Source organism: Litorilinea aerophila (assembly GCF_006569185.2).
Taxonomy (GTDB): domain Bacteria; phylum Chloroflexota; class Anaerolineae; order Caldilineales; family Caldilineaceae; genus Litorilinea; species Litorilinea aerophila.
The window spans coordinates 23,081-39,893 of sequence record NZ_VIGC02000012.1 but is presented as its reverse complement, the minus strand read 5'-3'; the positions used below and the strand labels follow the sequence as shown (position 1 = coordinate 39,893).

Below are 16,813 nucleotides of genomic sequence, written 5' to 3'. Positions count from 1 at the left end.
GGTGTTCAAGGAGCCGATGGATCCGGCACGCCCTGGGGAAAGAGGCGGAACTGGCTGACATCCACCCGCTGGGCCTGGTGCATGAGCACCGCGTTCATCAGCTCGATGGCCAGGCGAGATTCCAGGGTGACGCCGGCCCGGACGCCCACACAGGGGTCGTGGCGTCCCTTTTGGAGCTGGAACTCGATCTCCTCCAGGTTCTTGCGTACCGACTGCTGGGGTTTGACGATGGTGGAGGTGGGCTTGAAGCTCACCTTGCAGACCAGGGGCATGCCGGTGGTGATGCCGCCGATCAGGCCGCCGTGGCTGTTGCGCTGGTAGCCGGTGCTGCGGATGGGGTCGTTGTTTTCGCTGCCCCGCCGGGCTACCACCGCCACGCCCGCGCCGATCTCACACGCCTGGACTGCGTTGAGCCCGCCCAGCACTCCCATCAGCCGGACCTTCAGGCTCTGGTAGAGGGGTTCACCCACCAGGGGAGGGACGTTGACCGCCACCACCTCCACCGCTGCGCCCAGGGAGTCCCCCTCGATGCGGGTCTGTTTGATGAGCTGGCCGGCCTTGTGGGCGAAGTCCGCATCCAGGGTGTAGATCTCCGCTGCCTCCAGCCGGGCCAACACCCGTTGGATCTCGTCCTGGGGGATGGCCTGGCCGGGATGTTCGGCCAGCCAGCGGCCGAAGTGCTCTGCCAGGCTGGTGGGCGCCTGGAGGGGCCCCACCTGGCTGATGGAAGAGAGGATGGCGGTGCCGAAATGGTCGGCCAGGAAGCGGCGGGCAATGGAGCCGCCGATGACGTCAGAGATGGTGGAGCGGTAGCTGGAGCGGCCGCCGCCCCGCACGTCCACAAAACCCCGGGACTTGTGGTACTTGACCAGGTCGGTGTGACCGGGGCGCACCTCGCCGGTGGGGCCGGCGAACTGCGCGTAGTCACCGCTGCGTTTGGAGGTGGACAACACCACCGCGGCGATGGGTTCGCCGGTGGAGAAGCCTTCCTCGTAGCCTTCGGTGCGGGATTCCACGCCGTCCACCCAGGTGGCGATCTCGCCGCCGGCCAGCAGCCGCTCGTGGTCTTCCTGGTAGAGGCCGGAGAGCAGGATCACCTTGTCCGCTTCCCGGCGGGGCGTGCCATGTTTGTTGCTGCCCGGCCGCCGGCGGTCCAGGTAAGCCTGGATCTCCTGGCGGCGGATGTAGAGGCCGGGGGGGCAGCCGAAGACAATGGTGGTGACCGCCGGGCCGTGGGATTCGCCGGCCCCGGCGACCGCAAACAGGGGACCCCCTAAAATTTCCATGGCGCTTCTCTCATCTGTTGCTGAAACAGCTCAATGACGGCTATTGGATGCTCCGTGCGCTGTGTCTGGCATTCTGGCGTCAGGAAGAGTATAACCGACGTGCCCGAGGGCTGTCTACAATCCTCGGTTTCCTGTTCAATATCCGGGCCAGGACTGCCTGACCTGGCGGATGAAGGCGCGCACCGCGTCGTGATCCTTGCGGCCGGGAGCCGCTTCCACGCCGCTGCTCACATCCACACCCCAGGGCGCCACCGCCTGGACGGCCGTGGCCACGTTGGCCGGGGTCAGGCCGCCGGCAAGGAGCAGGCCGGGATAGCGCCGGGCCAGGCTGGCGGCCACCTGCCAGTCTGCCCGGCGACCGGTGCCGCCGTAGGCTGCCGGGTCGTAGGCATCCAGCAGGTAGCGGGGGCCATCTGCCGGGCCCAATGACGCGAAGCGGGCTGCCTCCGCCTCGGCCTGGCGGTTATCCGCCGGGCGCAGGGCTTTGAAGCCGTGGCCGGGCAGGCTGGCCACCTGCTCTGGCGTTTCGTCCCCGTGGAGCTGCGCGTAGTCCAGGCCGATCTCGGCCAGGAGGGCCGCCACCCGCCCCATGGGCTCGTTCACAAAGACGCCCACAAAGCGGGGCAGCCGGGCAGCGTCGTGCTCCTGGCGGAGCCCGGCCACGATGTGGGCCGCTTCCTCGGGCTCCACGTAGCGGGGGGATTTCGGGTAGAAGATGAAGCCCAGCAGATCGGCCCCGGCCTCCATGGCCACCCGGGCATCAGCCAGGTTGGTGATGCCGCAGATTTTGACGTGGATCTTCTGGTGAATCTCCTGATGGAGGGTCATGATGCCTCTCCTGGCATGGTCAGCGGTGAAATCACCTCAGCGCCGGCCGGCTTTGACAAAGGATCGCACCCGGGCCGCCCGCTCCTGCTGGGGGAGCTTGCAGAAGGTTTCACCCACCAGGATGGCATCGCAGCCCATCTCGGCCATGCGGCGGACGTCGTCCGGGGTGCGGATGCCGCTCTCGCCCACCACCACCTTGCCGGCAGGGATCAGGGCGCGCAGCCGCGCCGTGTTCTCCAGGTCCACCTGGAAGGTGCGCAGATCCCGGTTGTTGACCCCGATGATGTGGGCGTCGATGGCCAGGGCCCGCTCCAGTTCGGCCTCGTCGTGGACCTCCACCAGGGCCTGCATGCCCAGGTCGGTGGTGAGCTGGTAGAGTTCCCGCAGCTCCCGGTCGCTGAGGACGGCGACGATGAGGAGCAGCGCATCCGCGCCGGCCATGCGGGCTTCGTAGACCTGATACTCGTGGTAGATGAAATCCTTGCGCAGCACCGGCAGCGGCTGCTTGATTTCCCGCAGCCGCTCCTTGATGGCGGTCAGGTAGGCCAGCTTGCCCTGGAAAAAGCGGGCGTCGGTCAGACAGGAGATGGCCGCCGCGCCGTTGCGGGCGTAGGTTTCGGCGATGAGCTCTGGATCCCAGTCATGGGCAATCAGCCCTTTGGAAGGGCTGGCCCGCTTCACCTCGGCGATGAGGCTGGCGCCCGGCCGGGCTGTCAGGGCGCCGGCGAAGTCCAGGGGCTCCGGCGCCAGGTGGGCAAAGGCTTTCACCTGGGCCAGGGGAACTTCCTCCATCTGCTTGGGGACCTCCTGGCGTTTCCAGGCCATGATGAGGTCCAGCACCTCGCCTTTGTGTTTGGCAATATCCAGCTTAGATGGGCTCATGGTGCGTCTCCAGCAAAGGACTGGCTCATGCGGATGAAGCGCTCCAGGACGTCCAACGCGGCGCCGCTGTCCAGGCTTTCCCGGGCCATGGCCAGCCCCTGGCTCAGGTCGTCCTCCTCCGTGGTCAGGGCCGCGGCGGCGTTGAGGAGCACGGCATCCCGCATGGGGCCATGGATTTCACCGCTGAGGATGCCCCGGGTGATGCGGGCATTCTGGGCCGCGTCACCTCCCAGGATGGCCGACAGTTCGGCCCGAGGCAGGCCCAACGCCTCGGGGTCCAGCTCAAAGGTGCGGACCTGGCCGTTGCGGTAGTGGCTCACCCGGTTGACGCCGGTGATGCTCAGCTCGTCCAGGCCGTCTGCGCCGTGGACCACGTAGGCGGCCCGCTTGCCCATCTGGCCCAGGACCCGGGCCAGGGGCTCGGTCAGGGCGGGGTCGTAGACGCCCACCAGGAGGTTGCTGGCGTCGGCCGGGTTGGTGAGGGGGCCCAGGATGTTGAAGATGGTGCGGGCGGAGATCTCCCGGCGGGGGCCGATGGCGAAGCGCATGGCCGGGTGGTAGAGAGGGGCGAAGAGGAAGGCGATGCCCACCTCTTCGATGCAGGCTGCGGCCTGCTCTGCCGTCAGGTTGATGTTGACGCCCAGGGCATCCAGCACATCGGCCGCGCCACATTTGCTGCTGACCGAGCGGTTGCCGTGTTTGGCCACCTTCACACCACTGCCGGCCACCACGAAGGCCGCGGTGGTGCTGATGTTGAAGGTGCCGCTGCGGTCGCCGCCGGTGCCGACCACATCTACCAGCACCGCGCCGTTGATCTGGGGTCGAACCTGGACGGCGCTGCGCTTCATGGCGTTGGCGCAGCCGGTGATCTCGTCCACCGTTTCGCCTTTCATGCGCAGGGCGGCCAGGAACGCGCCGATCTGGGCGGGCGTGGCCTCCCCTTGCATGATCTCACTCATGGCTGCATCGGCCTGCTCCACGGTGAGATCCTGGTGGGCGAAGAGCAGGTGAATGGCCGTTTGAATGGCACTTTGAGACATGGGTCCTCCTTCAATCAGGTCAAAAGTTATCGGCCAGGGCCGCCTGGAAGAGCGCCTCTGCCCAGGCTGCTGCCGTGGCCTCGTCCACGGGCTGTTCCAGAGCCGTGCCACAGCGTATGAGGGCCGCCGCCAGGGTCTCCTGGAGAAACGCCCGGGAGGCGGCCGCCTCTTCGCTCCTGGAACCTTCCTCCAGGGATTGGAGTCCCAGCAGCAGGTAGCAGACATCGTGGAAGGGCAGGAGGCGGCGGTAGACCTGGATACGCTGATCCAGGGCCGGCTGGGGCAGTCCGGCCAGGTAGCTGTCCAGCCATCTCTCCTGGCCGTGGGGTGGAAAATCGGCCTGGCTGTGGTGCAAGAAGCGCGCCACCTCCAGGGCCGGGTCGCCCAGCCCAAACATCTCCCAGTCCACCAGCACCGTCTGCCCCCGGTGGGCCAGGCAGTTCTCCAGCTTCAAGTCTCCGTGCACGGGGGTAGGCACGGCCTGCTGCCAGAGGGGGAGGTGTTCCGCCACCAGGGCGTCGGCCCGTTCTACCCAGCTTTTAAACAGGCGGGCCAGCTCTGGCGCGGGCAGTCCATCCAGCCAGGCGTGGATCTGGGCGAAGCTGCCCTGTTCAATACGCCAGTAGAAGTCCAGGTTGACCGGGTGGGGGCAGAAGCGGCGCACCTGGCTCACATCGCCCCGGTGGAGGGCCGCCACCGCCTGGGCCAGCCCCACCATCTCGCCATCGTCTCGGGCGTCCACCGGTTGCCCCGGCACCCACTCGTAGATCAGCACCTGGCGGGAGAGGCCGGTGGGGTAGCGGTCGTACCAGAGGGGGCGGGGGGCCAGACCATCTGCGACGAAGAGCTGCTGGCCGTCGTATTGGCGGCGGCTGCGGGCCTGGCCGGCATCCAGGTAGAGCTTGAGCACCGCCTCCTGGCCCCGGCAGCGTACCCGCCAGAGCAGGTTGTCCCGTCCTTCCCAGGCGTCTACCATTTCCACCGGCTGGCCCAGGAAATGGCTGGTGGGCGCGGCGGTCAGGTAGCGGTGGATGGAGGGGGTCAGTTGGGCGACCTGTTGTCCGCTCATCGTCCTGTTCCACGATCCTGTCCGTTGCCGGCCCGGATCTGGAGGAAATTGTCCAGCAGCTGTTTGCCGCACTCGGTCAGGATGCTTTCCGGGTGGAACTGGACCCCGTAGATGGGCAGCGTCCGGTGTTGCAGGCCCATCAGCTCCCCTTCCGGCGTGTAGGCGGTGGCCTCCAGCTCGGGGGGCAAGGGCTCGGCCACGATCAGGCTGTGGTAGCGGGTGGCGGTGAACGGGCTGGGCAGCCCCCGGAACACGCCCACCCCCTGGTGGAGGATGGGGCTCACCTTGCCATGCATGAGGCGGGGCGCCCGCACCACCTGGCCGCCGAAGACGTGGCCGATGCACTGCTGGCCCAGGCAGACGCCCAGGATGGGGGTGTGGCGGCCCAGGATGCGGATCACGTCGTTGCTGATGCCGCTGTCCTTCTCGGGCGTGCCGGGGCCCGGGCTGATGACGATGTGGCTGGGGCGCAGCTCGGCCAGCTCCTCCACGTCGATTTCATCGTTCCGCCAGACCCGGATCTCCGCCCCCCGATAGGCGGTCGGTGCGTCCTCCCGGCGGACCAGTTCACCCAGGAACTGCACCAAATTGTAGGTGAAACTGTCGTAGTTGTCTATCACCGCGATCATGGGTGGCTCCTCTCAGGCAGTCGATGCGGCTGCCTTCTCCGCCTTCTTCCGTCGCCGTTCTGCCGCTCGGCTGATTTTGTTCCAGACGCCGGTGAAGCCCATGGCTTTCTTCACCTCCAGGATGGTGGCCTGGGCTTCCTGCCGGGCCCGCTGGGTGCCCTCGTAGATCAGCTCGTCCACCAGGCCGGTCTGGCTTTCGTAGTAGGCCCGTCGCTCCCGGATGGGTGCCAGGAAGTTCTCCAGCGCGATGAAGAGTTTCTCCTTGACCTCTACGTCGCCCACTTTGCCGGCCCGGTAACGGGCCTTCAGATCCTCTACTTCTTCCTTGTTGGGATTGAAGAAATCGTGGTAGATGAAGACCGGGTTCCCCTCCACCCGGCCGGGGATGTCGGCCCGGATGCGGTTGGGGTCGGTGAACATGCCCATGACCCGCCGGCGCACGGTGGCGGTGTCGTCGCTGAGGAAGATGGCGTTGTCCAGGCTCTTGCTCATCTTGGCCTGGCCGTCGGTGCCCACCAGGGTGCCGCCCACCACGTAGGCTTCGGGAATGGGGAAGACCTCCCCGTAGGCGTTGTTGAAGCGCCGGGCGATCTGGCGGGTCAGCTCCACGTGGCTTTCGTTGTCCTTCCCCACGGGCACCAGGTGCGCTCGGGGCAGCAGGATGTCCGCGGCCTGGAGTACCGGGTAGCCCAGCAGGTTGTAGGGGATCTGCTCGAAGTGGGCGGCCTGGGCCATGTCTTTGATGGTGGGCAGCTGCTGGAGGCGCTCCACCGTGATCAGGCCGCTGATCAGCAGTTGCAGCTCGTAGGTCTCGTGGATGGCCGACTGCAGGCAGAAGGTGACCTTGTGGGGATCAATGCCGATGGCCAGATGATCCAGGACGATGGCCCGGGCATTGTCGGCGATGGCCAGGATGTCTTCCTTGTCCGGCTTGGTGGTGAGCATGTGCAGGTCCGCGATGAGGAAGAAGCATTCGTATTTGTCCTGCAGGGCCAGCCGATGTCGATGGCTGCCCACGTAGTGGCCCAGGTGCAGCTTGCCCGTGGGTCGGTCGCCGGTGAGGATACGTTTGCGTTCGGTCATGGTGGGTTCTCCTTAATCTTCAATCTTCAATTTTCATAGCCCTTTCTCCGCCTGCTCTACTGCCACTGCCAGGGCTCGGGCTTTGTTCAGGGATTCGTTGTATTCGTAGGTGGGGTCGCTGTCGGCCACGATGCCGCCGCCGGCCTGGAGGTAGCAGGTTTTCCCCTTCATGGTGATGGTGCGAATGGTGATGCAGGTGTCCATGGTGCCGTCGTAGTCGATGTAGCCCACCGCGCCGGCGTAGGGGCCCCGGCGGGTGCCCTCCAATTCCTCGATGATCTCCATGGCACGCACCTTGGGGGCACCGCTGACGGTGCCCGCCGGGAAGGTGGCCCGGAGCAGGCTGAAGGCGTCGTGGCCGGGCTGAATGCGCCCCCGTACGTCGCTGACGATGTGCATCACGTGGCTGTAGCGCTCCACCGCCATCATGGTGGGGACGGTCACCGTGCCGTATTGGCAGACCCGCCCCAGGTCGTTGCGCCCCAGATCCACCAGCATCACATGCTCGGCCCGTTCCTTGGGGTCGGCCAGGAGTTCCTCGGCCAGGGCCGCGTCCTCCTCGGGCGAGCGCCCCCGCCAGCGGGTGCCGGCGATGGGATGCAGGTAGGCGATGCCATCCTCCAGGCGGACGTGCATCTCCGGGCTGGAGCCGATGAGCCGCACCGGGTCGCCGTCCACCCCGGCCACCCCGCTGAAATCCAGGAAGAACATGTAGGGCGAGGGGTTCAGCATGCGCAGGGCCCGGTAGATGGTGAACGGATCCGCCTCGGTCTCCCGGCTGAGGCGCTGGCTGAGGACCACCTGGAAGATGTCCCCGGCGGCGATATACTCCTTGGCCCGGCGCACGTTTTCCTCGTGCTGGGCCTGGGTGAAATTGCTGTGCCACTGGGCGCCGTTGGCACAGGGCTTGCTTTCCGGTGGGATCAGGGGGCGGCGGAGGTCGGCCACGATGTTCTCGATGCGGGCCACCGCGTCCGCATAGGCGGCCCGCAGGTCGCCTTCCATGCGCATGTTGGCGATGACCGTGATCTTGTGGCGCACGTGGTCAAAGACCACCAGGTTGTCGCTGAAGAGCAGGATCATATCGGGGACGTCCAGGTCGCGGCTGGCCGTGGTGGGCAGCCGCTCCATGAAGCGAACCAGGTCGTAGCCGAAGTAGCCCACCACGCCTCCGGTGAAGCGGGGCAGGCCCGGGAGGTTGACCGGCCTGCGGTCGGCCATGACCTTTTTCACCACATCCAGGGGATCCCCATGCTGGATCTCCAGGACGGAGCCGCCGGCCCCACCGATGACCGTGGTGTCGCCCGTGGCCACGGCCGTCATGGGCGCGTGCACGCCGATGAAACTGTACCGTCCCAGTTGTTCCCCCTTTTCCACCGATTCCAACAGGAAGCTGGGACCCCGGTGGTTGGCCCGCAGCTTGAGATAGACCGAGACCGGCGTCTCCAGGTCGGCCGGCAGGTCCCGATGGACGGCCACCAGGTTGCCCTGGGTGGCCAGGGACCGGATCTCTTCCAGCGTCGGCTGATAGTGAGACATGAGATTGCACCCCCGTGCCAGTAGCTCTCTGTTGTCCAACGGATGCCACAAAAAAACCTCGCCGCCACACACAGTTCGTACCGAACCTGTGTATGGGGACGAGGCCAGATACCCCGCGGTGCCACCCCGCTTAGACCGGCGGCCACTCCCTGGGGCCTAAATAAAAACCCCTGCGTGAAACGCAAGGGAAGTCGCCAGTCTCACTCTGTGGGAACAGGAGCCCTGCTCCGATTCCCTGCGCCTGGATAACGGTGGCGCTTCCGGGACAGTCTACTGGGATGGCTATTGAAAGCATCATCCGTTCGATGTCCGACTCCCCAGCCCATTCACCGCCTGCGCTGTTATCTCCTTCCCAGCAACCGGAGACTCTCTGGAACCCGCTTTGGCGGTTACTCTTCTGGTTCACCGTCGTTGTGGAACTCGATTTGTACCCCATTTATACCCGTCTGAGGGGCGTTTGTCAAGATCCAATTCATGCGCCTTCATGCGCCCTTCATCGCTTTGCCCCTGTCGGATAGGACAGGGCGGGCCGGTCGCCAGAGACAGGCCAGGACTGTCCGCCGCGCCGTGGCTGGCTGCCGCGCCGTGCGCTATTCTGTAGATGTCCACGCCGGATCGCAAGATCCCCGGCTTCAAGGGCCGGAATGAACGAGAAACATGGAAGATACCACCGAACGCATGGCATGGAACACACGTGAAGAGAAACACACGTGAAGAGAGCTGGAAAACCATACGAAAGGAGCCAGAGATGAGCTACGTCATTGGCCTGTTTGACGACGAACATCTGACCGAGCTGGTGGATCAGCTGAAGGATCACGGGATGGAGGACCACTATCGGGTGATCGACCGGGGGGTGCTGGGCACCAAGAGCGTCGTGGCCGTACCGGGCACCGATGATGGCGGCACCGCTGGGGTTGCGCCGGCCGGCGTCATCCATGTGGGCACCACCGGCTTCGATGCTGAAGATCTGAACATCGACGATGTGCTGGATGAGTATGGCTTTGAGGACGAAGAGAAAGCCTTTTTCGTCCGCAGCATCCAGGATGGCGCCAGCATGGTCGTGGTGGAAGTCCCCTCCGATCAGGCGGATGCCATCTCCCAGATGATGGAAGAGGCCCAGGCCCAACACGTGTACATCAGCGTGTAATTTCCTGGCTAACCTCCCAGACAAGACAGACACGACGACAGGCACGACAGACAGGAAGTTGATACGAGAGGAGTTGATTCGAATGGCACAGCCAAGACTGCTTTCCGCCTCCACGATGATGGGCGATGATGTGGTGAACCCCCAGGGGGAGAAGTTGGGGACGCTGAAGGAGCTGATGATCCGTGTGGACGACGGACGTATCGAATACGCGGTGCTCTCCTTCGACGAAGGCCTGTTGGAAAACCTGTTGGGTACCAACAAGCTGTTCGCCATCCCCTGGCAACTGTTGCAGTTGGACGCCGACAACCATCGCTTCATCCTGGATGTGGATGATGAAGTATTGGAGAATGCGCCGGGCTTCGACCGGGATCACTGGCCCGACCATAGCCACTCGTACTGGACCTCTGAGATCCACGGGTACTACAACCGGTACGTGGTCGGTTAAGGCGGCTGCCTCCCTGGGCCGTGGGGCATAGACGTCCCACGGCCCAGGGCCAGAGGTGCAGCACCCCTGGCCGGCGCAGCCAATGGATTCACCCCTTTTCTACCGTTCCTGGACTGTATCCCAACTGTACCGCACGACAATCGCACGATAAGCGATAGAGCGTTCAATCATGAAGGAGGCATACTTATGTTACGCTGGGCACTGATTTTCCTGATTGTGGCACTGGTCGCCGCGGCCCTGGGCTTCGGCGGTATCGCAGGTGCCGCAGCCGGCATCGCCAAGATTCTATTCTGGGTGTTTGTGGCTCTGTTCATCATCTCCCTCTTCTTTGGCCGCCGGGCTGTGACGTAAGCCCTTACTCCGAATAGGTGCATGTGATAGGCGTATGTGATAGGTGTGTGTGATAGGTGTGTGCGAGAGGCCAGCTTCCTTGAAACGGAGCTGGCCTCGACGCGTGTGAGCATCCGCCCCTCTTGATTGTTTGTTCCATCATTGTTTCATGATTTCATCATTTCATTATTTTGACGGTTGCCACTTTATCTATAAAACATGTATAATGGCCAGGTCGCACCTCACCTGATGTTAGCCCGTTTCCGGATGACTTGTGGCGACGGGCTAATTCACCACCTGGACTACGTGTAGTGATTCCCTTTTTTTTGTTCCGTTGGTTAGGACTTTCCTGCCTGATCACTGTCTTGGGCTTTTTCTTGTTGGGCTGTCAGCCCATCGGCCCCATGCCCGCCGATTCGAGCCTGCCCGACGCGCCACAAACGAATGCATTTGCGTCGCTGCCATCTGAGGCCCAGCCGGTTGAGCCATCCCCAGAGCCCGATGAAGGCGGGCGTACATCTGTTCCGATGTATCCGCCGGCCTGGGTGGCCCGTGGCGAAGAGGTGTACCGACAGAACTACTGTGGCACCTGTCATGAACTGGCATCGATCGGCGCCGGTGGCATCTTTGGCCCTTCCCACAACCGGATGGCTGTGGTGGCCGCGGCCCGCATCCAGGAGCCAGGCTACACGGGGAAGGCCACCACAGCCGCAGAATACATCCGGGAAAGCATCGTCGAGCCGGATCTCTACCTGGTCGCAGATTACCGGTTGACCGCACACCGGATGCCTTCCTACCGGCATCTCCCTCTGGGCGATCTGGAGGCCCTGGTGGCGTTCCTGATGGCTCAAGGTTGATGGCCCAAAATTGAGGCGCCGCCTGTTCCACCTCTGACTTCGTGCATTGACCGCTTTTTCGCGTCCCCAAACGGTTGTTTGATTCCCAGTACTCATGAAAGGAGATCGACATGAATCTACGTCAACCCCGTTTGTTGTCCCTCTTTCTGGTATTGGCCCTGCTGCTCACCTTTGCACCCTGGGGAGGGACTGCCTTAGCCGATTCCCACACCGGGGAGCTGGTGGCTGAGGGCTTCAACGGCCCCATGGGCATCCTGGTGGCCCCCGATGGCAGCATCTGGGTCATCGACAGTGGCCTGGGCGGGGAGACCGAGTTCCCCTTCCTGGATCCGGCGTCGGGCCAGGAGGTGACGGCCCGGTACGGCGATTCGGCGCGCATTGTCCGCATCGACGAGACGGGCGAGCAGACGGTGGTGGCCAACCTGCCCTCCATTTCGGCCGGCCAGGATATGTTGGGTGGGGCCCGCCTGGCCCTCCTGGATGGCACCCTCTACGCCACCAGCAGCCAATGGCTGGGCGATCCGACCACCAGCCCACCGGTGGATACCATCGCGGCGGTGGTCAAGGTGGAGGATGGCGCCATCACGGCGGTGGCCAACACCTGGGCCTTTGAGGCAGCCAACAATCCCGACGGCCTGATCTATGATTCCCACCCCTATGGCCTGGCGGCTGGCCCCGACGGTATGCTCTGGGTGGCGGACGCCGCGGCCAACGATCTCCTGAAGGTGGACCCGGCCACCGGTGCCATCGAGCTGGTGACCGTCTTCGAAGGCGTGCCCGCTCCTTTCCCCAACCCCATCCGGGGTGACGCCATGGAGACCGATCCGGTGCCCACGGGGGTGACCGTGGGCGCGGATGGCAACGTCTATGTGGCGCTCCTCCCCGGCTTCCCGTTCACTCCCGGCTCTGCCAAGGTCATGCAGATCTCGGCGGATGGCGCGGCCGTGGACTACGCCACCGGGTTGACCATGCTCACCGACGTCCAGGCTGGCCCGGACGGCTCCCTGTATGCCGTTCAGTTCGCGGTCTTCGGCGAGCAGGGTCCTGTGCCCAACAGCGGCGCCATTGTGCGGGTCCAGGAGGGCGACGCTTCCCAGACGGTGGTGGAGGGTCTCTCCTTCCCCACGGCCATTGCCTTTAACGAGGCGGGCGACGCCTACGTGACTGTCAACGGCGTGGGTGCGCCGGGTTCAGGCGCGGTGGTGAAGTTTGCCGGCCTGGCCTCCGGTGACATGGCCGAAGAAGAAATGGGCGAAGAGGAGGCCATGGCCGAAACCCCTGCCGTGCACGTGTCCGACCAGGAAACGGACGGCACCCAGGTGACCGTGGACCAGGTGGTGGCTGCGGAAGCCGGCTGGCTGGTCATCCACGCCGATGGGGATGGCCGTCCCGGGCCGGTGATCGGCAAGACGGCGGTTCCGGCCGGCACCACGGATAACGTGGTGGTGGTGTTGGATGAGCCCATCTACGGCGAGACGACCCTCTGGGCCATGCTCCATGTGGATGCAGGCGAACTCGGCACCTATGAGTTCCCCGGTGCCGATGGGCCGGTGCGGGTGGATGACGCGGTGGTTGTGACGCCCTTCACCGCCACCGCGCCGGAGATGATGACGGAAGAGTCTCCGGCCGAGGAGGAAGAGATGGCGGAAGAGTCCGAGACGGCCGAAGAGGAGGTACCCCCACCGGACCAGCTACCCCAGACTGGCGTGGCCGCCAATTCCCTGCCCTCGAGTGTGGCGGTGGCCGGCCTGGTCCTGCTGGCCCTGGTGGGCGGTGTGGCCTGGCGACGTCGCCAGGGATAAGCACCCCTGAGCCGCCTCTGGCGTCGGCCAAAGGCAACCGATTTTCCAGCCGAACCACACAGGATTGAAACGAACGGGTTCCGGCATCCCCGGGGATGCCGGAACCCGTTCGTTTGGTGCACTTTAGTGTTGACTCCTCAGTGGCGGAGCGACGTCTCTTGGCCAACGGCAGGGAGATAAAGCTGGATGGGCGGGACCGTCGGCAAAGGATGGCGCCAGACGCCTAGCGTATTGCCTGCAAAGAGCCATTCCCCTTCGCTGCCTCCTATCTCCAAGGCCGTGACCCATTGGTCGGCCAACCCCAATAGCTCCCACTGGCGTTGATCACGCCGCCACCACCAGACGCCATCATGTGTGCCCAAGATGGGGCTATCTTCAGCCAGGAGCACCAGGGCCGACGGATCTCCTTGTAGACCGGCTAGCCACGGGCTCCACATCCTCTCCGACAAAGGGGTAGTGTATATTGGATAGACAGGGCACAGCATGTAGACGCTGCCTCGGCTCAACTGCACGTCCAGATAGCGACACTGAAACGGAATATCTACTTCGCCGCGAAAAAGCTCGTCCCAACTCTGGCCGCCGTCTGTGCTGAGAAAGATGACATCGCTGTCATGTTCATCGAGGCCTGCAGCCACCATGATCCGGGGATTATCCGGATGAATATCCACAAACAATACTTCTCGGGTTCCTGTTAGAACCTGGGTGCGCCAGTAGGAACCATAGCCTTCTCCGCCGCTCTGCCACAGGGCGATCTGGCCTTCTCGCTGGTACTCCCCAAGCGACCTCCACCCGCCCAGGAGTCGAACGCCAGGATCCTGGACCGAGATGGCCACGTCTCTGACTACCATGTTCAGAGGCTCGATGGCCCGTACCTGTTCTCCTCCAGGGGTGCCCTGGCGTTGGAGAGAATAGAGTTGTCCTTGAACCGTGGTCGCCAGCACCAGCTCTTGCTCCCCCTGAGCTGCCACGGCTATCCCCATCACAGGCACGTCCAACAATACCTGAGTCCAGGTTTCTCCGTTATCTTCACTGCGAAACAGCCCTGTGCGGCTGAAGCCTCCGGAGCGTGCAGCGGCGTATAGGATTGAGCTTTGGGGCACGGCGGCGAGTTGGGAGATCCAGGCGGGCGTTTCGATGCCCTGGTTGCTTTCCTGCCACAGGCCGACCCGATTATCACTGCGCCAGATCCCGGCCTCACTCAAGCCCAGGTAAAGACGCTCAGGTTGATCGGGCGCCACCACCAGGTCCGTTGCCCATGTTTCGGGAAATGTCTGCTGAGAGCGCCACCAGCTCAGGCCGCCGTCCTCGCTGCGATAGATGCGTAGCATAGAGGTGTAAGAGGATGGCGAAGTGACAGTCACCTCCTTTGCTGCCAGGTAGAGCTGACCCTCCGGATCCACCGTCAGTTGCGTGAAGTCAGCATCGAGCGGAACGGTGAACGTCCAGCTCTGCCAGCTTTGCCCACCATCGCTGCTCTTGTACAGGGTTCGGTGGTTGAACGCGTAGACTATCAGACCATCTCGAGGATCGAAGGCTACGTCGCGCGAGCGATAGCGGAATAAGAGACGCAGGTTCGTGTCACTCCAAGACTGACCGCCGTCCGTGCTACGCAAGAGGGTAATGCCACGATCCAGCGTTTCAACCCCCAGCAGAATCAAGTTCGGACTATCTGACGGGCTGTTCAGGCTCACCACCTCCCGCACGCAGGGCAGCTCTGTCTGAACCCAACTTTCACCGCCATCGGCACTGTGGGCAAAGGTCCAGGGCTCCTGGCAGGAACTCTCTTCCTGATCAGGCAGGCGTCCCACCACATACAGATGATCTGACGCCGGCATGGCTACGTAGCCGGAGATCGAACTGACCATTTCCCAGCTTACGCCGCCATCCACAGAGCGAAAGACACCCCCTCCCGTGGCGACAAAGAGCCGATCCGCGTCCGATGGATCCACGGCAACGGAAGCCATGCCACCCGGGACGGGCAGGAATGTACCGGTTGGCATGTACCAGTTCGCCGCACCATCGTCGCTCCGAAATAGACGCAGCCCCTGGGGATGGCTGACCACGGCATAGAGGCGCCGGGGGTGAGAGGGTGCCACCGCCAGGTCGTACACATGGCCGCCCGGCAGCAGGGGGCCATCGAGTCGGGTCCATGCGTCTTCGGCATGCAGGGCCGCTACGGGAATGGTGATGGTAACCAGTGCCACCAGCACGGTCACCGCCAATAAGCAGATTCTGCGAGGCATGGGGGATTCTCCTTAGGCAGACTACCGAAATCGTGCGGATTCTGGGTGGCAGCATAGCATAGCTGGCAAAGCAGAAGCAAGCTCCGTGCGACAGCTTCTTGTCTGCCTTCCAACTACCTTACCTGGAAAAGAGCCCCGAATAGTTCCGGCCCGGCGCGATCTGGCCCAGCACCTGGGGATGGCGGGCACCGGTGCAGGCAGGGACGTTGCCCGGTTGCCCCAGCGCACAGAGGTAGGCCAGCAGGGCGAAGGTGAGGGCTTCTTTGGCGTCCGCGTTGAAGCCCAGCGCGTCGTGGGGAATCACCTCCACGGGGTGACCCAGCCGTTCCGCCAGTTGCTCCCGGAGCCGGGCCATCAGGGTTGGGTTGTGGCTGCCGCCGCCGGCCACCACTACCTGGGCCACCGGGCCGGGTGCAAAGCGGGCATAGGCATCGGCGATGCTGGCCGCGGTCAGGGCGGTGACCGTGGCCACGAAGTCCGTGGGACTGGCGCCGGCGGCCTCCGCCTCTGCGCGCCACCGGGCAGCCAGCTCCTCGGTAAAAAGCTCCCGGCCGGTGGTCTTGGGCGGAGGGAGCCTGAAGTAGGGATGTTCCAGCCAGCGGGCCACCAGGTCCGGAACGATCCGCCCCTGGCGGGCCAGCAAGCCGTCCCGGTCGTAGCTCAGGGCGCCGTCGCTGGCCCAGTGGGCGGCCCAATCCATGAGAACATTGCCGGGCCCGGTGTCGAAGGCCAGGGGAGCCGCCTGGCTGTCTGTCGGTGGCAGGAAGGTCACGTTGCCGATGCCGCCGATGTTCTGGACAGCCCGCCAGCCGCCCGCCACGCCGTTGAGCCGGGGCGGCGGCCGCAGCAGCAGCCAGTCGAAGATGCTCACCAGGGGCGCGCCCTGTCCGCCCACGGCCACGTCGGCCACGCGGAAGTTGGCCACGGTGGTCACCCCGGTGCGGGCAGCGATGACAGCCGGCTCGCCGATCTGCAGGGTGCTGGTCACCTGCCCGTCCTGGACATCGTGCCAGATGGTCTGGCCGTGGCTGCCGATGAGGTCCAACCTGTCCAGCGGGATGTTCCCGGCCCGGGCCACCTGGATCAGGGCATCGGCGAAGCATTTCCCCAGGCGAAAGTTGGCCCGGCAGACGGTGGCCACATCCGCCTGCCCGCTGAAGAGCTGGAAGATCAGCGCCCGCTCTGGCGATGGCCAGGACACCGTGTCAAAGGCCTGCAGGGCGAGGCCCAGGGGCTGCTGGGGATCATGGGGGTGGCCATGGATTTCGGCAATGGCCACGTCGATGCCGTCGGCCGAGGTGCCGCTGATCAGCCCGGCAACCAGCAGGGGCGTGCGCTTCTTCCAGGTAGCTTGATTGGTCATGGTGCTTTCTTCTCCTCGATCGTGGCCCGCAGGCGCAGATCGTCGATTTCACCTCGGGCAGGTATGATGTGACCTTCATCCTACACCCAATTGGGCTTCATCTCCCCAATCTGGAAGCCGTCTGACTATCGTATTGATCCATAGAACCCAACGTCCACAGTGGAACGTCGCAGTTTTGAAAAGCCAGAGGCCATCATGGCTCCTGGCCGGGTTCTTGTTGCCCATTTCTTCCAAATTGGCAGGTCTGGACCATCGACAGCCTATCCTGCG

At 64.3% G+C, this 16,813-nt stretch carries 15 protein-coding genes and 1 other annotated feature; of the genes, 5 read left to right on the top strand and 10 right to left on the bottom strand.

Features of this window, described 5'->3' with window-relative positions; all coding sequences use genetic code 11:
- Positions 1-5: 5 nt before the first annotated feature.
- From aroC to trpE, 8 genes are all read right to left on the bottom strand, one after another.
- Positions 6-1,286 (bottom strand): chorismate synthase, encoded by a 1,281-nt coding sequence (gene aroC, locus FKZ61_RS10895; RefSeq protein WP_141610153.1) that lies wholly within the window; start codon positions 1,284-1,286, stop codon positions 6-8.
- 135 nt (positions 1,287-1,421) lie between these two features.
- Positions 1,422-2,114, bottom strand: coding sequence for a phosphoribosylanthranilate isomerase (locus FKZ61_RS10890; RefSeq protein WP_141610152.1), 693 nt, complete (start codon positions 2,112-2,114; stop codon positions 1,422-1,424).
- Between the two features lie 36 nt (positions 2,115-2,150).
- On the bottom strand, positions 2,151-2,996 hold the full coding sequence (trpC, locus tag FKZ61_RS10885) for an indole-3-glycerol phosphate synthase TrpC (RefSeq protein WP_141610151.1): 846 nt from the start codon (positions 2,994-2,996) through the stop codon (positions 2,151-2,153).
- Complete coding sequence (trpD, locus tag FKZ61_RS10880; protein WP_141610150.1) at positions 2,993-4,036, bottom strand: anthranilate phosphoribosyltransferase; 1,044 nt, start codon at positions 4,034-4,036, stop codon at positions 2,993-2,995. Before trpD ends, trpC begins: the two co-directional genes overlap by 4 nt.
- Before the next feature lie 19 nt (positions 4,037-4,055).
- The gene (locus FKZ61_RS10875; protein ID WP_141610149.1) at positions 4,056-5,105 is read right to left on the bottom strand and encodes a phosphotransferase family protein; all 1,050 of its coding nucleotides are present in this window, start codon (positions 5,103-5,105) and stop codon (positions 4,056-4,058) included.
- A complete protein-coding gene (locus tag FKZ61_RS10870) occupies positions 5,102-5,734 on the bottom strand; it encodes an anthranilate synthase component II (protein WP_141610148.1) in 633 nt (210 codons plus the stop codon). Before FKZ61_RS10870 ends, FKZ61_RS10875 begins: the two co-directional genes overlap by 4 nt.
- Positions 5,735-5,746: 12 nt before the next feature.
- On the bottom strand, positions 5,747-6,817 hold the full coding sequence (gene trpS / locus FKZ61_RS10865; RefSeq protein WP_141610147.1) for a tryptophan--tRNA ligase: 1,071 nt from the start codon (positions 6,815-6,817) through the stop codon (positions 5,747-5,749).
- Between the two features lie 33 nt (positions 6,818-6,850).
- Positions 6,851-8,356, bottom strand: coding sequence for an anthranilate synthase component I (gene trpE, locus FKZ61_RS10860; RefSeq protein ID WP_141610146.1), 1,506 nt, complete (start codon positions 8,354-8,356; stop codon positions 6,851-6,853).
- A 91-nt stretch (positions 8,357-8,447) separates the two neighbouring features.
- Positions 8,448-8,771 (bottom strand) — a binding site (T-box leader).
- A 333-nt stretch (positions 8,772-9,104) separates the two neighbouring features.
- On the opposite strand from trpE, the gene FKZ61_RS10855 reads away from it, so the two are divergent.
- The 5 genes from FKZ61_RS10855 to FKZ61_RS10835 all read left to right on the top strand — a co-directional run bounded on the left by FKZ61_RS10855 (position 9,105) and on the right by FKZ61_RS10835 (position 12,937).
- A complete protein-coding gene (locus FKZ61_RS10855) occupies positions 9,105-9,503 on the top strand; it encodes a hypothetical protein (protein ID WP_141610145.1) in 399 nt (132 codons plus the stop codon).
- Positions 9,504-9,585: 82 nt separating this feature from the next.
- The gene (locus FKZ61_RS10850) at positions 9,586-9,948 is read left to right on the top strand and encodes a PRC-barrel domain-containing protein (RefSeq protein WP_141610144.1); all 363 of its coding nucleotides are present in this window, start codon (positions 9,586-9,588) and stop codon (positions 9,946-9,948) included.
- Positions 9,949-10,134: 186 nt separating this feature from the next.
- Positions 10,135-10,299: a DUF1328 domain-containing protein gene (locus tag FKZ61_RS10845; RefSeq protein ID WP_141610143.1), complete on the top strand. Its 165-nt coding sequence runs from the start codon at positions 10,135-10,137 to the stop codon at positions 10,297-10,299.
- Between the two features lie 383 nt (positions 10,300-10,682).
- Complete coding sequence (locus FKZ61_RS10840; RefSeq protein ID WP_326838564.1) at positions 10,683-11,135, top strand: c-type cytochrome; 453 nt, start codon at positions 10,683-10,685, stop codon at positions 11,133-11,135.
- 110 nt (positions 11,136-11,245) lie between these two features.
- On the top strand, positions 11,246-12,937 hold the full coding sequence (locus FKZ61_RS10835; protein WP_141610266.1) for a ScyD/ScyE family protein: 1,692 nt from the start codon (positions 11,246-11,248) through the stop codon (positions 12,935-12,937).
- Between the two features lie 137 nt (positions 12,938-13,074).
- On the opposite strand, the gene FKZ61_RS10830 is transcribed toward FKZ61_RS10835, so the two are convergent.
- Positions 13,075-15,180 carry a beta propeller repeat protein gene (locus FKZ61_RS10830; RefSeq protein ID WP_141610141.1) on the bottom strand — a complete coding sequence of 702 codons (2,106 nt, stop codon included), beginning with the start codon at positions 15,178-15,180 and terminating at the stop codon, positions 13,075-13,077.
- 118 nt (positions 15,181-15,298) lie between these two features.
- Positions 15,299-16,543 (bottom strand): anhydro-N-acetylmuramic acid kinase, encoded by a 1,245-nt coding sequence (locus FKZ61_RS10825; RefSeq protein WP_141610140.1) that lies wholly within the window; start codon positions 16,541-16,543, stop codon positions 15,299-15,301.
- Positions 16,544-16,813 lie beyond the last annotated feature (270 nt).

Excerpts from the sequence above, each read along its gene's own strand:
- aroC (WP_141610153.1), bottom strand. The coding sequence starts at position 1,286 with ATGGAAATTTTAGGGGGTCCCCTGTTTGCGGTCGCCGGGGCCGGCGAA.
- FKZ61_RS10890 (WP_141610152.1), bottom strand. The coding sequence starts at position 2,114 with ATGACCCTCCATCAGGAGATTCACCAGAAGATCCACGTCAAAATCTGC.
- trpC (WP_141610151.1), bottom strand. The coding sequence starts at position 2,996 with ATGAGCCCATCTAAGCTGGATATTGCCAAACACAAAGGCGAGGTGCTG.
- trpD (WP_141610150.1), bottom strand. The coding sequence starts at position 4,036 with ATGTCTCAAAGTGCCATTCAAACGGCCATTCACCTGCTCTTCGCCCAC.
- FKZ61_RS10875 (WP_141610149.1), bottom strand. The coding sequence starts at position 5,105 with ATGAGCGGACAACAGGTCGCCCAACTGACCCCCTCCATCCACCGCTAC.
- FKZ61_RS10870 (WP_141610148.1), bottom strand. The coding sequence starts at position 5,734 with ATGATCGCGGTGATAGACAACTACGACAGTTTCACCTACAATTTGGTG.
- trpS (WP_141610147.1), bottom strand. The coding sequence starts at position 6,817 with ATGACCGAACGCAAACGTATCCTCACCGGCGACCGACCCACGGGCAAG.
- trpE (WP_141610146.1), bottom strand. The coding sequence starts at position 8,356 with ATGTCTCACTATCAGCCGACGCTGGAAGAGATCCGGTCCCTGGCCACC.
- FKZ61_RS10855 (WP_141610145.1), top strand. The coding sequence starts at position 9,105 with ATGAGCTACGTCATTGGCCTGTTTGACGACGAACATCTGACCGAGCTG.
- FKZ61_RS10850 (WP_141610144.1), top strand. The coding sequence starts at position 9,586 with ATGGCACAGCCAAGACTGCTTTCCGCCTCCACGATGATGGGCGATGAT.
- FKZ61_RS10845 (WP_141610143.1), top strand. The coding sequence starts at position 10,135 with ATGTTACGCTGGGCACTGATTTTCCTGATTGTGGCACTGGTCGCCGCG.
- FKZ61_RS10840 (WP_326838564.1), top strand. The coding sequence starts at position 10,683 with ATGCCCGCCGATTCGAGCCTGCCCGACGCGCCACAAACGAATGCATTT.
- FKZ61_RS10835 (WP_141610266.1), top strand. The coding sequence starts at position 11,246 with ATGAATCTACGTCAACCCCGTTTGTTGTCCCTCTTTCTGGTATTGGCC.
- FKZ61_RS10830 (WP_141610141.1), bottom strand. The coding sequence starts at position 15,180 with ATGCCTCGCAGAATCTGCTTATTGGCGGTGACCGTGCTGGTGGCACTG.
- FKZ61_RS10825 (WP_141610140.1), bottom strand. The coding sequence starts at position 16,543 with ATGACCAATCAAGCTACCTGGAAGAAGCGCACGCCCCTGCTGGTTGCC.